The sequence below is a fragment of the Aliirhizobium wenxiniae genome (assembly GCF_019511445.1).
Classification (GTDB): Bacteria; Pseudomonadota; Alphaproteobacteria; order Rhizobiales; family Rhizobiaceae; genus Neorhizobium; species Neorhizobium wenxiniae_A.
In genome coordinates this window covers 18,361-34,170 of record NZ_JAEUAN010000032.1, presented here as the reverse complement: position 1 = coordinate 34,170, position 15,810 = coordinate 18,361, and the positions used below count along the sequence as shown (strand labels likewise).

The 15,810-nt window shown below is 59.5% G+C and carries 11 protein-coding genes and 1 tRNA gene; 4 read left to right on the top strand and 8 right to left on the bottom strand.

The features are described 5' to 3' along the window. The first annotated feature begins 120 nt into the window (after positions 1-120). Both JNB91_RS27820 and JNB91_RS31800 read left to right on the top strand, forming a co-directional pair. Entirely contained in the window at positions 121-1,506 is a 1,386-nt protein-coding gene (locus JNB91_RS27820) for a S8 family serine peptidase (protein WP_223218427.1), read from the top strand. Positions 1,507-1,977: 471 nt separating this feature from the next. After that, positions 1,978-2,274 carry a class II aldolase/adducin family protein gene (locus JNB91_RS31800; protein ID WP_430736372.1) on the top strand — a complete coding sequence of 99 codons (297 nt, stop codon included), beginning with the start codon at positions 1,978-1,980 and terminating at the stop codon, positions 2,272-2,274. A 273-nt stretch (positions 2,275-2,547) separates the two neighbouring features. Here the strand turns inward: JNB91_RS31800 and JNB91_RS27810 are convergent. Together JNB91_RS27810 and JNB91_RS27805 are read right to left on the bottom strand one after the other, a co-directional pair. Continuing rightward, positions 2,548-2,624 (bottom strand) — tRNA-His (locus JNB91_RS27810). A gap of 137 nt (positions 2,625-2,761) precedes the next feature. Then, positions 2,762-3,205, bottom strand: a complete 444-nt coding sequence (locus JNB91_RS27805; RefSeq protein ID WP_220328704.1) for a phasin — start codon at positions 3,203-3,205, stop codon at positions 2,762-2,764. 243 nt (positions 3,206-3,448) lie between these two features. Between JNB91_RS27805 and JNB91_RS27800 the strand changes: the two genes are divergently transcribed. Further along, a complete protein-coding gene (locus tag JNB91_RS27800) occupies positions 3,449-7,609 on the top strand; it encodes an ATP-binding protein (RefSeq protein WP_220328703.1) in 4,161 nt (1,386 codons plus the stop codon). Between the two features lie 425 nt (positions 7,610-8,034). Here JNB91_RS27800 and JNB91_RS31275 read toward each other — a convergent pair whose 3' ends face one another. Beyond that, positions 8,035-8,163: a hypothetical protein gene (locus JNB91_RS31275; RefSeq protein WP_262928039.1), complete on the bottom strand. Its 129-nt coding sequence runs from the start codon at positions 8,161-8,163 to the stop codon at positions 8,035-8,037. A gap of 59 nt (positions 8,164-8,222) precedes the next feature. Between JNB91_RS31275 and JNB91_RS27795 the strand changes: the two genes are divergently transcribed. Continuing rightward, positions 8,223-10,079 (top strand): AsmA family protein, encoded by a 1,857-nt coding sequence (locus JNB91_RS27795; RefSeq protein WP_220328702.1) that lies wholly within the window; start codon positions 8,223-8,225, stop codon positions 10,077-10,079. On the opposite strand, the gene JNB91_RS27790 is transcribed toward JNB91_RS27795, so the two are convergent. The 5 genes from JNB91_RS27790 to JNB91_RS27770 form a co-directional block, all read right to left on the bottom strand. Further along, a complete protein-coding gene (locus JNB91_RS27790; protein WP_220328701.1) occupies positions 10,080-10,901 on the bottom strand; it encodes an ABC transporter permease in 822 nt (273 codons plus the stop codon). Then, entirely contained in the window at positions 10,901-11,839 is a 939-nt protein-coding gene (locus tag JNB91_RS27785; RefSeq protein WP_220328700.1) for an ABC transporter permease subunit, read from the bottom strand. Before JNB91_RS27785 ends, JNB91_RS27790 begins: the two co-directional genes overlap by 1 nt. A gap of 17 nt (positions 11,840-11,856) precedes the next feature. Further along, the gene (locus JNB91_RS27780; RefSeq protein WP_220328699.1) at positions 11,857-13,014 is read right to left on the bottom strand and encodes an ABC transporter ATP-binding protein; all 1,158 of its coding nucleotides are present in this window, start codon (positions 13,012-13,014) and stop codon (positions 11,857-11,859) included. Positions 13,015-13,086: 72 nt separating this feature from the next. Further along, entirely contained in the window at positions 13,087-14,181 is a 1,095-nt protein-coding gene (locus tag JNB91_RS27775) for a polyamine ABC transporter substrate-binding protein (protein ID WP_220328698.1), read from the bottom strand. Between the two features lie 159 nt (positions 14,182-14,340). Further along, positions 14,341-15,756 carry a helix-turn-helix domain-containing protein gene (locus JNB91_RS27770; protein WP_346269411.1) on the bottom strand — a complete coding sequence of 472 codons (1,416 nt, stop codon included), beginning with the start codon at positions 15,754-15,756 and terminating at the stop codon, positions 14,341-14,343. Positions 15,757-15,810: the final 54 nt, after the last annotated feature.

The following is a 15,810-nucleotide window of genomic DNA, read 5'->3' as shown; positions in this document are numbered from 1 at the left end:
GCTTGGAATAATCTGTCCACTCAAACGTCTACCCAGGGTAACGATATCAGGTAATATCGATAACACACGGCCATATTTTCTACCGGAGATAGAAAATTGCTCAAGCTCACACATTCTGCCTTGCAAGTTTTGCTCGTATTCGCAATCGCCTGGGGCGGGGTGGTGGGTCAGCCTATCATCCAGTCGGCCGGCCTGTTGCCGGGCATGGCGTTTGCTTTCGCCGACGATGATGATGACGGCGGAGACGACGACGGCGGTGGTAGAGGCGGCTTTGGCGACGGTGGCGGAAACAGCGGCGGCGACCGGGACGATGACGATCGCCCTCGCGGTGACCTGCGTTCACTCTTCCGCTGGCCCTTCCAGCGCGCTGAACGAAACCAGCCGCGACGGCAGGCGCCGATCATACCGGATCGCGCGCCGAACGAGATCGTCGCCATCGGTCTCAGCGAGGCATCAATCACCGACCTGACGCAGGACGGCTTTGCGGTGGACGGCCGGCAACCGATCGCGCTGACCGGTGGTGAACTGGTCAGATTGACGATCCCGCCGGGCATGACGCTCGTCACCGCGCGGCAGGCGGTGGCAGATGCCGCCCCTTCGGCTTCGGTGGATTTCAACCATTTCTATCAGCCGGAGCAACAGGAAGCCCCGATCTGCACCGGCAACGGCTGTACGCTGATCCGCCACATAGCGGGCTGGCCGTTGCAGGCGACAACAGCCGAGATGACGAGCTGCGCGGCACCAGCCCCGATCGGGCTGATCGATACGGCCATCAACGAGAGACACTCTTCTCTGGCGGATGCCGGGATCAACGTGATCCGGCTTTCGAGCGATAAGGCACCACAATCGGCAGAACAGCACGGAACGGCCGTGGCAGCCCTGCTTGTCGGAGCGGTCGGCAGCCGTGCGCCGGGTCTTGTTCCCACTGCGCAACTGGTGGCCATCGATGCCTTCCAACGCTATCGCAAAGCTGCCGACATTGCGGATGTCTATGATCTGATCAGATCGCTCGACCTGATGGCGGAGCGCGGTATCAGAATAGTCAATATGAGCCTCAGCGGACCGCATAACCTTCTTTTCGAGAAGGCTGTAGGGGCGGCGATCGACAAGGGCACAATCCTGATTGCTGCGGCCGGCAACGAAGGTCCCAAAGCAAAACCGGTTTATCCGGCCGCCTATGCGGACGTCATTGCTGTGACTGCCGTCGACCGGCAGATGAAACCCTATCGTCGCGCGGTGCGGGGCGACCATATCGACATTGCCGCTCCGGGGGTAGGCGTCTGGACGGCGGCCTCCATTTCCGGCGGCCGACAAAAGAGCGGCACATCCTTTGCAGCCCCCTTCGTTACCGCCGCTGCATCTCTCATGCTTGGCGCCAACCCACAGATGCTCCCGAAAGAGGTTGCGGAAGAAATGACCCAGATGGCGAGCGACATGGGCGAACCGGGCAAAGATGCGGTGTTTGGCTGGGGACTGCTCAACATCAGGGCACTCTGCCAAAGCTGAAGACCGAAATCCGGAGGCGTGGCTGCGCACAATACGGGCGCAGCCTGTTTGGTCGTTTACGGATGAGGCAACAGCCGAGGCCGTCGTCAAACTGCTCTGACATGGAGCGACTATAGGTCTTCTTGAAGGGTCTGCCAGGCCCCGGATCCCCAACAAATCCATCGATATGCTCATCGATCAGCGTAGCTGGCGTTTAGCCACCGTGGCGTGCTCTCGGTCGGCTGGATGGCGTGAAGATCTCCCGCGAATGCGATTGAAGCTATGATCGAAAGAAGATCAAGCATTCACACGCCTGTTACATTCGGCCGTAATTGGACACGCGCACTGAAACCACACGGAAGATCCAATGCCCAGCTTCTTCGCTTCTATCGGCATCATGTCGGGCTTGCTTGCGGCAACGTCCGCTTAAGCGGCCGAGTCACCCTCGAGTTCTGGCACCACCAGACGCCAAACCGCGACGTCGTGGTCGAAATGATCAATGACTTCGAAAAGGCAGACCCTGACATCGGCGTGCGTGAGCATTTCAAGGACGGGACGACCATGGTTTCCGAAATCCATGCCGTCCTTTTGGCCAATCACGGACCTGTTGTTGCAGGCGCGGATCTGAGCGACGCGGTTTATGCCATCGAAGAGCTGGAGGAGACGGCCAAGCTCTCCCCATGCTGCAAGGCCAACAAAGCCGGCCGCTCAGCTGCGATGAGACGACGGAACTGGAAACTCGCTTCCCGCGGCGTGTGTGACATTCGGCGGGCAAGCCCACGATTTTGATGGGGCTCCGACCACAGGATCGATTGCTGCAACCGCGATGACACTTTCAGATAACTCGCAGAGACAATTTGAAGCGCAGCGCGTGCCTGTGCTCAGCCACGCCATGGATGCGCGAGGACAACGCCAGGTCTCTGGAAATCCTGAAAGTCGGGTGTCACGAACACCGGCCCGCGCGCAATCCCCGTGGGGCGATTTTAGCGAAGAATTTCGGAAGGAAAATTTCCCCTCTCCCGGGAAGTCCTAGTGACGTAAAGACTTATCGGGAGAGGGGAATGGTACGGTTGAGTGGGGTCGAACCACCGACCTCAGGTGCCACAAACCTGCGCTCTAACCAACTGAGCTACAACCGCATAGATCGCCGAAGCGATGTTGACCGGTCACATACGGCCATCGAATGAAGATTGCAAGTCCTTTCAATCGGACAAATTCGATCCTGACGATCAAGTCTGCCCAGAGCATGTGGACAAGACATCCCGAGAACAGGTGATCAGGATGGCTTGAAAGCATCCATGGCCTTTTCGGCGGCCTGTCTGCCGGGCATTGCGACTTCGTCAGCCATCTTCTGCGCGGCCTCCTGCATCGTCTTTGCCTGTTCTACCGTAAATTCGGCCTGTTTGCGAACGAAAGCCGCCTGAAGTTCGAGCACTTCCGAAAACGACTTGGCTCCCATGAGCCTTTCCATATGAGAAAACGACATTTCCGTATTGGCGCGCAGCGCGTCAATCGCCTTCAGGCCGAATTCCATCGTGCCTGTCTGGGCAGAATGTATTGTGGATTCAACCGTGCGGGAGGCTTCCTCCGCGGCCGTTTTCATCTTACCGTAGGCGTCACGGGAATGGGTCGTGCCTTGTTCTGCAAATTCGCGCCAGCTTTGCGTCAGCTTTGCCGGATCGAATGCCGAAAACGAGAAGATATCGTCAGTATAAGCCACAACCTTTTCCTCCAAAAAGATCCGGTCCGGCGAAAAAACAGGCAATGCCGAACCTGTTCTGCCGTAAATATATAGCCGATGCCATTGTGCATTGCAATATTTGCGGCGCAGCACAACCGACCGACGTTAACCCTGTTTGCGCGTTCCTTCTCTCCTCTGTGGACCCTGCAAGGGGGTGGGGATATTAACAAGAGGTTAATTCCATGGCCTTATAGGCCGACCCGTAATTTTACAGGCTTGCCCATGTCGGACGTGCAATACCCATTCATCGACGTCGCCGTACACGACCGTGTCAGCGAGGCCTTTGCCGCGGGTATGGCGGTTGTTCTGTTCTCGGCGGATCTGCGATCCGTCTCCTGGGCAAATGGCCGGGGTGCGGCGCTTTTCGGTTTCGGTTCGATCTATGATTTTCTCGACCAGGGACTGGACCGTGGCGAATTGATGTTCCGCCAGGTAGAGCCGATCGCCCGTTCGCTACACTCCATCGGCGACCGCCGTACGTTTACCATTCGCATCGCTTCCGGCTTCCTTCGCGTGGCGGTGCAGGCTCGCTGCGAAATGATCCGGGTGCAGAACAAGCCGTGCATCCTCTTGTCCGTGCCGGTCGATAACCAGAACCTGTCACTGAGGGACTGTGCGGCGCGCCTGATCGAAGGGTTCGACGATCCCGAAACGCATATGGCCGTGCTCGATGCCGAGGGCAACATCCTTGCCGCATCCGGCCAGTTTTCGGCGCTCAGCATCTCCATCCAGACGACTCGAATGCTGGTATCGATGGTCGGCAACGATCGTCACCGGCTGATCAAGCGCCCGATCGCCACCTCGGGCGGATATCTGCCCGCTGCAATCGGTCAGGTTTCGGAAGAGCCGGCGCTCAATCTGCTGTTCGTCGTTGGAGCCGCCAAGACGCAGAGCGCAATCATTCCTGCTGTGCAGGGAACCGAGGAAGCAGACACATCGGAGGCAGACATCGACAGGACGGATGTCGTTGACGTGCCGGATTATGACGATGCCCTGAGCGCCGTGGCAGCGATTGAGGAAAATCCCGATCTCGAGGAGGAGATCTCGCTCGAAGACGCGGCCGAAATGGATGCTGCGGATCTTATTGCCACCGACCAAACCGCATCGGAGGCAACGTCTTCGTTGGAGATTGAAACCGAGGCTGAAGAGACGGAAGTGCCGGCGGCCGCGGATATCGACGCACCCTCGGTCTCGCTGGCCGATGACGAGATTGCCGACGATGACGCTGTGGTCGAGGAAACGGCTCTGCCTTTCTTCGAAGATGCCGAAGTGACCGAGAGCGAGCTTGCAGAGGTTTCCGTCAAGGAGCCATCCGAGGAAAACGCGACGCTGTGGGACGTTGCCGAAGAGAATGACACCGAGACCGATATGCAGGAGATTTCTGCCGATCAGGACAGGTATTTTGTCGACGAGCGTAACGACGAGACCGTCGAGGACGATGTCGCGGTTGAGGACGGTGATAACCAGGTTTCCTCCGCAGAGATTGCCACCGCCGTAGAGACGGGCGAGCCGGCTAGTGTGGTCGCGTTGCCAGACGGCGAAACCGACTTGGCACCGGACCTGAAGCCGGAACCTGTTGTCGCGCCCGTGCGGCGGTCGGGCACTGTCCGCTTCGTCTGGAAGATCGATGAAAACGGCCGATTCAGCGAGGTTTCCAAGGAGTTCGCCGAGGCTGTCGGACCGCATGCGGCCGACATTTCCGGCATGGCCTTTGCCGATCTTGCCGCTCTGTTCAATCTGGACCCGGAAGGCAAGATCGCCGAGCTGCTCAGCCGCCGCGACACATGGTCGGGCAAGACGATCTGGTGGCCGGTAGAAGGCACGTCGAAGATCGTGCCGGTCGATCTGGCTGCACTTCCAACCTATACACGCTCGCGCGAATTCGACGGTTTTCGCGGGTTCGGCATCGTGCGGATGGGCGATGCCGCGGAAGACCCGCATGCCGCCGGCCTTTCGTTCGGCGCGGCGCAAGAGGATTTTATCGCCGAACCTGTCATTATCGAGCAGGACAATCCGCCGGCTGACGACGACACAACTCTATCAGAGAACGTGGCGCTACTGCCGGAAGACAATGAAACTGCCGAGACCGCCGACGAGATAACGGACGAGATTTGGCAGACAGATGCCGAAGCGATCGATGAGAATGTCGGCGATGAAGGCGCGGGCGATGAGCCGGTTGATGAATTGGCCGCGGAGACTGATTCTGTTGCTCCTGTCGTTGATGGCGACGATCGGAGCGAAGAAATCTCCGATGATGAGGCCAAGCTTGCAGAGACTGAAAACCAGCAGAACGCCGCTGACTGGCCGGAAGGCGAGCCCCCTGCCCTGACGCTGGCCGACACTCCCGGCAGGAGACATTCCGACAAGGTTGTCCAGCTCGAGGAGCGGCGCTCGCGCCTCAGCGCCGGTGAGCAGGCGAATTTTCAGGAAATTGCAAGGCGGCTGGATCGGTTCGTGAAATGGACGGATCGCTCGAAGGCAGAAACCGACGAAGTTGCCGGTGATGAAGACGCCATCGTGGACGCGGCAGCCTCCACTGCATCGGAAGACGATATCCGTTCTCGCGAGACGGAATTCGACGGGAATGAAGACCTCATCCCCGAGACGGATGAGGTGGTTGAGCCCTCGATGTCGAGTGACGAAGAGGAGCCGCAGACACTCGACGGGGAGCAGCCGGAAGAGTTGCAGGCCTCCCAAGAGGGCGATGAGCCTGAGGCAGCCCATTCGGTAGAGGCTTCGGATGATACCGTCGTTTCGCTGTTTGATGAAAAAGCGGCGGAAACATCCGATGAGGTCTTCGAGGACGAGGCTGAAGACGAAACTCATGAGCCGGTCGATGCCGCAGCGCTTGCCGCGATGCTGCCCGGCCGGGATCGTACCGGGCTTTCCGAAGAGATCGTCGACCAGATGCCGGTCGCATTGCTGGTGCATGCCGGCGACACGCTGATCCATGCGAATGGCGAATTCCTGAAGCTGACGGGCTATTCCTCGCTTGAAGCGCTTGGCGATGTCGGCGGGCTGGATGCGCTTTTGCAGCGGCAGGAACTGGAAGACAAGACGACGCATGCCGGCGGCATGGTAGTGGTGCGCGCCGACGACGTGATCGTGCCCGTCACGGCACGGCTGCAGTCGATCCGCTTCAATGACACATCGGCTCTTATGCTGGCGCTGATGCCGGTTGCCGCCGAGGTGGAACCGCCAGAGAGCACAACGGCCGAAGTGCTGCCGCTTCGCCCGATCCGCAGCGCCGACCAGCTGGCCAAGCTGCAGGTCGAAGTGGAGGAGTTGCGCGCCATTCTGGAGACGGCCACGGATGGCGTCGTCATCATCGGCTCGGACAGGGAAGTACGGTCGATGAACCGGGCGGCGAGCGCGCTGTTCAATTTCGATGGCGAGGATATCAACGGCAAGCCTTTCGTCACGCTGTTTGCGCATGAAAGCCAGCGGGCAATCCTCGACTATCTTTCCGGGCTTTCGGGTTATGGCGTGGCAAGCGTGCTGAATGACGGACGCGAAGTGATCGGCCGCGAGGCATCGGGCGGTTTCCTTCCGCTGTTCATGACGATCGGCCGGCTGACCTCGTCCAACGGCTATTGCGCCGTCATCCGCGACATTACCCAGTGGAAGCGGACGGAAGACGAACTGAGAACAGCGAAACGCGCGGCCGAAACCGCCAATGCGCACAAGAGCGAGTTCCTGGCGCATGTGAGCCATGAGATCCGCACGCCGCTCAATGCCATTATCGGCTTTGCCGACATGATGGCATCGGAGCGGCTCGGACCGGTCGGCCATCCCCGCTATATCGAATATTCGAACGATATCGGCCGCTCGGGCCGGCATGTTCTGGATATCGTCAACGACCTGCTCGACATTTCCAAGATCGAGGCCGGTGAGCTGGATCTCGATTTCATCGCGGTGGGCTTGAACGAAACGGTATCCGAGGCGGTGTCGCTGGTGCAGCCGCAGGCAAACGGCCAGCGGGTGATCATCCGCACGGCGCTGTCGCAATCCGTGCCGCAGGTGGTGGCCGATCTTCGCTCGATCAAGCAGATCGTGCTCAACATTCTTTCCAACGCGATCCGGTTTACGCCGTCGGGCGGGCAGATTGTCGTTTCCACCGCCTATGAGGCGAATGGCAGCGTGGTGTTGAGAATCCGCGATACCGGCATCGGCATGACGCGCCCAGAGCTGGAACTGGCGATGAAGCCGTTCCGGCAGGTGGCAGGCGCATCTCGCAAGCGGGGCGACGGAACGGGGCTGGGACTGCCGCTGACCAAGGCGATGGTGGATGCCAACCGGGCGAATTTCGCCATCACCTCCGCACCGAACGAGGGAACGCTGGTGGAAATCACCTTCCCTTCACAGCGGGTACTGGCGAGCTAAAACAATTCCGGCAAAAGCGGGCGCCGGTTTTGCTGCTGGAATTGGGTTGAAATGATGAGCAGGAGGCTGTTGCCAGCCTCGGCTTGCGCGCCTCAGCTTCCGGGTGCCAACGAAAACCTCACTCGCAAAATACGACACAAACTCATATATTCGCGGTATGCGTGTAGGTGTCTTTAAAAAAGGGGCAGCCATGGCTGCCCTTGAGTGATTGTGCTGTTCAACGACGATAGGAGCGCAAAAGACGTCGCGCCTCAAAATCTCATCGTGTGTCAGCTTTATAGACCCAAACGAGACAGTTTGCGCCAGAATTGAGGAACGTCACTCAACAAGACCTTAAATCTGTCCCGATCCGGATCATCGGATTGTATTGCTGCGCCGCAGCAAGATCATGTATCGGACGCTGCGAGTTATCGGCAAGGTTTCGGCTAATCGGGATTGGGGAACATCTCCAGCGCTTCGAGCCGGCGGCTTTCGATTGCTTTAGCCAACTCAAACTGACGACCGGTCCACGCCCGGCCGAGATGCACAACTTGTTGCATGGAAACGACATACATCGCGTTGGCGCGCCAGCAGCCGAATTGCGCCCTGCCGCCGTTTCCTATATGCGCCTTGCATGTTCACAAAAGCCGTTCAGACATTCCGCAGGCATGCCCGCCGGCCAGTCGGTCGCACGGTGCTGATCGCGCTTGCGATGGTCATCGCGGTAGCCGTTGTTTTCAGGGTTGTCACGCCGTTCCTGATTTCCACCAATGTCGTGCGGGAAAGCATCGAGCAATCCGTCGAACAATGGACCGGCCATAATGCGACGATCGGCGGCGTTTCCACGATCAGGTTCTGGCCGGAGCCGGAAGTTACGCTCACCGACATTACCATTCACAGCGACGCCCAAGGTGAGCACAAGACACTCGCGACGATCAGTGAGTTGTCCGCGTCCTTCGACCTGATGGAAGCCTTGCTCGGTCAGCCGGTCTTCGAGGATTTCCGTCTTACAGAACCGCATGTGTTCATGAGCCGCGACAAGGATGGACGGGTGCACTGGGCCAATGGCGGGCGACTTTCCGATGCCATGGCCAAGGCGGCCGCCAATGGCGATCGGCAGAGGCTCGATCAGGCGCTCGACGCGCCAATCGGAGAGGTGCAGGTCCAGAACGGTGTCGTTGAGATCACCGGAGAGACGGACGGAGGCACCGTCCGTTTCGAGGCGATCAACGGCGTGATGGACTGGCCTCAGCTTTCCGACACGGCGACGATCCGGGGCGAGGCAGTTGTCCGCGGCAAGAAGATCGGCGTCGATATTCGCAGCACCCAGCCGTTGCTTCTGCTTGATGGCAGGAGCGGCGATTTTGAAGGCACGGTCAGCGCTGATATCGGATTTGCCAAGTTCGACGGTCTGGCGAGCCTTACGCCCAAAGGCTATTATTCCGGCAATGCCGAACTGCGCGCGTCGGACATGCCCGCTGCATTGCGCTGGTTCGGGGCCGATCCTCGGCTTGTCGACGGGCTGCAATCGGCGTCCGTTTCAGCCCGGCTGATTGCCGACCGCCAGGAACTGCGGTTCGAGGAGCTTTCGCTCGGATTGAACAACGAACATGCAAGCGGCCTGCTGGAGCTTGATACACCTGTTCCCGGCCCCTCCAAGCTCTCAGGCACGCTGGCCTTCGACCATATCGATCTTCGCCGCCTGCTGATCGCGCTTGAGCCGGCGATCAGCAGGGATCAACACGCCCTGCCCTCGCTGGTGAGCAATCTGGATCTCGACATCAGACTGTCTTCACAGGTCGCGTCACTGGGCGGCCTGCAGCTTTACGACGTCGCTCTGGGGCTGATGAGTTCGGCCCAGCAGTTCCGCCTCGACATTCTGGACAGCGACCTGCAGCCGGGACGCATGACGGGCCGGATCAGCACGCTCAAGGCAAGTACCGGCACACAAAATGACGTACAGAACGTTGCCTTTCGCGCAGCCATCCGCGGCGTCGATTTCGCCGCGATTGCACAACAACTGCAGCTCAAAGGCCCGATACCGGCAGCGCAGGGTTCGCTGGACCTCCTGATTGATGTGCCGCGCCCCATCAATCAGGACGCCTGGAATGCAGCGGTCGGCACGATCAACTTCCAGACGGGATCCGGAAAGCTGAATGGCATAGACATGCAGGCCATTCGCCAACTGGCGACGCAAAAACCCTATTTCACCTTGAGCGATACGGCGACCGGATCGGTCGAGTTCGACAGCATCAAGGCGACCGCCACGATCCGCAACGGGATCGCCGATCTTCAAGATACCGAGATTGCCGGACGCAACGAGACGATCGCGCTGACCGGAGCAGTGCCGCTTGCAAACAGCAGCCTCGCGCTTTCCGCCACAATCACTCCGAAGGACACAAGCCAAAAGCTGAACTTCTTCATCGGCGGAGCGTGGCCTACACCTATCTTCTGGCCGATGAACGTGCCGATAGCCAAACCCGGCGAATAATCAGGACGCTGCGTTGCGGATGGCGAGGTGCTCGTCGCGAATTCGGCGAATTTCAGCTCGTTTGGTGGTGAGCGATGAGGCGATGACACCGATAGTCACGAGGCCGATCAGGATAGTGCAGATGGCGTTGATTTCCGGCGTCACGCCGAGGCGGACCTGCGAATAGATCTTGATCGGCAGCGTGGTGGCGCCCGGGCCGGTGTTGAAGCTGGCAATCACCAGATCATCCAGCGACAGGGTGAAGGCGAGCATCCAGCCGGCGATGACGGCCGGGAAAATCAGCGGCAGGGTGATCTTGAAGAAGGTTTTGACCGGCGGGCAGCCAAGATCGAGTGCCGCTTCCTCAAGGCTGCGGTCGAAGGTCAACAGCCGCGACTGCACGACGATCGCCACATAGCACATGGTGAAGGTCGTATGGGCGATGGTGACGGTCCAGAAGCCGCGATCGACGCCCATGGCGACGAAGAGCAATAGCAGCGACAGGCCGGTGATGACTTCGGGCATGACGAGCGGGGCATAGATCATGCCGGAAAAGGCCATGCGGCCGGGGAAGCGGGCAAATCGCGTGAGCGCGAGGGCCGCCAGCGTGCCCAAGATGGTGCCAAGCGTGGCGCTGAGCACGCCGACGCGGGCTGTCACCCATGCGGCATCCATCAGGCCCTGGTTCGACCACATGGCCGAATACCAATGCAGCGAGAACCCGCCCCAGACCGTGACGAGGCGCGAGGCGTTGAAGGAATAAACGACCAGGATGATGATCGGAATGTAGAGAAACGCAAAACCGAGGGTCAGGACGGTAGTGTCGAAACGGGGAGATCTCATCACACCACCTTCTTCTGCTGGTTCTGGAAGATCATGATCGGCACGACCAGCATGACCAGAAGGATGACGGCAACGGCGGAAGCGAGCGGCCAGTCGCGGTTGCCGAAGAATTCGGTCCAGAGCGTCTTGCCGATCATCAGCGTGTCGGCGCCGCCCAGAAGATCGGGGATGACGAATTCGCCGGTGATCGGGATGAAGCAGATCATCGAGCCGGCGATGACGCCCGGAAGCGACAGCGGGAAAGTGATCTTCCAGAAGGCTTTCCAGGGCGGGCAGCCGAGATCGCTTGCTGCTTCCAGAAGCGTATTGTCCATCTTCTCCAGCGCGGCATAAAGCGGCAGAACCATGAAAGGCAGATAGGAATAGACGATGCCGATGAAGACGGCATAGTCGGTGCGGAAGATCTGCACCTGCTCGCCCTCACCCATCAGACCGATCGTCTGCAGCGCCAGCGTCAGCAGGCCATCGGGCTTCAGGATGCCGATCCAGGCGTAGACGCGGATGAGGAAGGACGTCCAGAAAGGCAGGATGACCAGCATGACCAGCGTCGGGCGGATCGAGGTCGGGGCGCGGGCCATGGCGAGCGCCATCGGGTAGCCGATCAAGAGCAGAAGGATGGTCGAGATCGCCGCGATCCTGAGCGACGACAGATAGGACATGATGTAGAGCGGATCATCCGTCAGGAAGATGTAGTTCTCGAAATCCAGTTCGGAGAAGAATTCGCCGATCGAACCGAAGCCATCGAAGGTCGGCAGATAGGGCGGCATGGCGATTGCCGTATCCGACAGCGAGATCTTGAAGATGATCAGGAACGGCGCGACGAAGAACAGGATCAGCCAGATATAGGGCACCGCGACCACAAGCCAGCGGGTCCAGGAATGACCGCCGGTACCCTTGGCGGAATGGGGGGCAGGATTGGTTTCAGCGACAGTTGCCATATTCGCTCTCCCCTTCCCTATCGTGTCAGAACGAGGCCGGCATCGCGCGGCCAGGTGAGCCAGACCTTGTCTTCGAACGTGATCGGCCGGTCGACGAGGCGCGAGACATTTGCCTGCGCTGCGCGCATGAAGCGGCCATCTTCGGAGCGGACGATGAAGAGCGAGAAATCGCCGAGATAACCGATATCCCAGACCTCGCCGTAAAACGCATTGACCGACGGATCGGCCGGGGCATCCGGCGAGATGCGGACCTTTTCCGGGCGGATGGCGAAGGCGACATGATCGCCCTTCACGGCCTGACATTCCTGATCGACGGTGATGGAAAGACCTTCGGTTTCGATCTTGACCGCGCCCGGTGCGCCGAGCGCGCTTGCCGTATCGGCAACCTTGCCTTCGATGATGTTGATGTCACCGATGAAATCCGCGACGTAACGGCTGTTCGGCGCCTCGTAGATCTCGGCCGGTGTCGCCACCTGCATGATGACGCCCTTGTCCATGACGGCGATACGGTCGGAGACGGTCATCGCCTCTTCCTGGTCGTGGGTGACGATGAGGAAGGTCATGCCCAGCGTCTGCTGCAGATCCATCAGTTCGAACTGGGTTTCCTCGCGCAGCTTCTTGTCGAGCGCGCCGAGCGGTTCGTCGAGGAGGAGAACTTTGGGGCGCTTGGCAAGCGAACGGGCGAGAGCAACGCGCTGGCGCTGGCCGCCGGACAACTGGTTCGGCTTGCGCTTGGCGAACTGTTCCAGCTTGACGAGTTTCAGCATTTCCTGAACCCGGGCGGTAATTTCGCCCTTCGGCATGTTGTCCTGTTCCAGACCGAAGGCGATGTTCTTTTCCACCGACATATGCGGGAAAAGCGCATAGGACTGGAACATCATGTTTGTCGGGCGGCGATAGGGCGGCACGCCGCTGATATCCTGCCCCTGCAGCAGGATGCGGCCTTCGGTCGGCTCTTCGAAACCGGCGAGCATGCGCATCAGCGTGGTCTTGCCGCAGCCGGAAGGACCGAGCAGCGAGAAGAATTCGCGCTCGTAGATATCGAGGGTGAGATTATCGACGGCGACGAAATCGCCGAAGCGTTTGGTGATGTTCTCGAAGCGGATGAAGGGGACCGCATTCGGATCGGTCCAGGGAGAGAATTTGCGTTTAACCGGTCCGAGAGATTTCGCCATACGTGATACCTTGCCCCAGATTATCCCTAAAATGAAAAGGGCGGGTCGAAGCCCGCCCTTCAAATATCAGCCTCAGCTGCCGGTCTTGACCTGTGTCCAGACCCGGTTCAGCACGCGCTGTTCGCGCGGACCATAAGGCGAGATTGTGAAGAGCTTATTCACGACCTCTTCCGGCGGGTAAACGGACGGGTTGTCCAGAACTTCCTTGTCGATGAACTGCTGCGAGGCAAGATTGCCATTGGCATACTGGACGTAGTTGGAGGCCTTGGCGATGACTTCCGGCTTCATCAGGTAGTTGATGAAGGCATGGGCTTCGTCGACATTCTTCGCATCCGCGGGGATGGCGAGGTTGTCGAACCACATATAAGTGCCTTCCTTGGGGATGACGAACTCGACGTTGACGCCATTGCCGGCCTCTTCGGCACGCGACTTGGCCTGCAGCACGTCGCCCGACCAGCCGATGGTGATGCAGCTGTCGCCATTGGCGAGTTCATCGATATAGGCCGATGCGTTGAACGTCTTCACGAAGGGACGGATCTTCTTGTAGACCTCGCCACCGGCTTCCAGATCGGCGCTTTCCTTGCTGTCCGGGTCCTTGCCGATATAGTTCATGGCAATGGCGAAGGTTTCATCAGAGGCATCGAGGATGTTGATGCCGCAGGACTTCAGCTTTTCAGCGTTTTCCGGCTTGAAGAGAATATCCCAGCTATCGACCGGCACATCACCGAGGGCTGCCTTCACCTTGTCGACATTGTAGCCGATGCCGGTTGTGCCCCACATGTAGTTGATGGCGTATTCGTTGCCGGGGTCGTACTTGGCAAGACGCTCTGAGACAAGCGGCCAGAGATTGGTCATGTTCGGCAGCTTCGACTTGTCGAGCTTCTGGAACACGCCGGCCTGGATCTGGCGGGCGAGGAAGGGCGCAGTCGGGACAACGACATCATAACCGGAACCGCCGGCAAGCAACTTGGTCTCGACGAGGTCGTTGCTGTCAAAGACGTCGTAGACGACCTTGATGCCGGTTTCCTTGGTGAAATCTGCGAGAATGCTCTCGTCGATATAGTCCGACCAGTTGTAGACGTGGACGACCTTTTCCTGCGCGAAAGCGGAGGAACCGAGGGCGGTCGCGGCAAGTGCGACTGCCATGCCAAGAAGATGGTTTCTCATGATTTCTCCTGTTTCTTTTTTTCTCTGCGCCCCACAGAGCACAGCAATTCCCTCTGTATTTTGAAGTCAGAGTAGAAAGGATTTTTCCGAGCCACAAGTGGGAATGTGCGCTGCGGAATAACTTGCCCCCAAGGGTTATTGTGCAATCTGTCCAAGAACCTACTGAAAGTCAAAGGCGCTGAGGCCCGTCACCATTTCGTCAAGCCCGAGCGGACGGGTGATCGGCGGCTCGGCGCGGGAGAGACAGGCCTTGCGTTCGCAGATGCGGCAGGCGGGTCCGGCGGCGACGGCGAACCTTGCTTCAGGCAGAGCTGCGGCATAGGCGATATCTCCCGAAAACCTGACATCACAGCCGATGAGGATCGCGGTACGGCGAATGCGCTCGCCGAAATCGGCCTGCGGGCCTTCCAGCGTTCGCGACACGGTGAGAAAGACATCCCCTTCCGGCAGTTCGACACGATCGACCAGAATGCGACCCGGTTCAGCGAAGGCGGAATGGATGCCGAGCTTGGGACAGTGACCACCAAAACGGGATTGCGGAAAGCCTTGCGCGCCTGCACGGCGCACGACATTGCCGGCGTGATCCATCTCCATGAGAAAAAACGGAATGCCCGCGGCTTCCGGCCGACAAAGCGAGGTCAGGCGGGAGGCCGCCTGTTCGAAAGAAACATCGAAACGCGAGCGCAGGATATCGATATCGTAACGGGCGCGGGATGCGGCCGCGAGAAATGCGCCATAGGGCATGAGCAGCGCATGGGCGGCGTAACGGGCAAGCTCGAACCGGGCGATGCGGCGGGCTTCGGCCGTCTGCAGGGCGAGATCATCCAGTTCGGCATCGATTTCGGCGGTCATCGAAAGAAGTGCCACTTCCATGGCGAGTTCGCGGTTGCGGTCGAAGGGCGAAAGCCGTTCCGAGAGGAAGAGGCGCATGCTGTGGCGATCGTAGCGGCGGCGCAGGTCCGGCATGACATGGGTGGGAAGCGTGCGCACCGTGATGCCGCGTTCGGTCTTCAACCATCCGCGCAAGGCCGATGGGGTATCGTCGCCGGATGCAAATGTCTTGGCCAGTGCTTCGGCGGCATCCTCGATGCGGGCGAAAAAGTTCGGGCGACGCTCCAGAGACTGACGCACCTCGTCGATCGGCATGCGACTGCCCGTTGCCGCCATTTCAAGGCCTTCGCTGGCAAGCAGGGTTGCGAGGTCGGACAGGCGGGCGGCCTGTTCGCGATAGGCACGGTAGAGTTTTACGGCGGCGAGTGCTGCATTGGGGGCCGCTTCCGCGACTTCAACGATCTCCTGATCGCCGGGGATTTCGCCAGCCAGAAGCGGATCAGCGAAGACCTCGCGCAGTTGCGCGGCAAGCCCGCCGCCTTCCCCCTGCAGCGCATCGAGATCGACCTTGTAGGTGGAGGCGAGTTTCAACAGCAACTGCACGGTCAGGGGCCGCTGGTTGCGCTCTATGAGATTCAGATAGGAGGGCGAGATTTCCAACGCGCCCGCCATTGCCGTCTGGGTGAGGCCCAGCCCCTGACGGACACGGCGGACACGCCCTCCCGCAAATACCTTACGCTCCACTCAAGACCTCCTCCTGCCAAAGTTTTACGCAGTCGTTATTTTACAAATTTTACA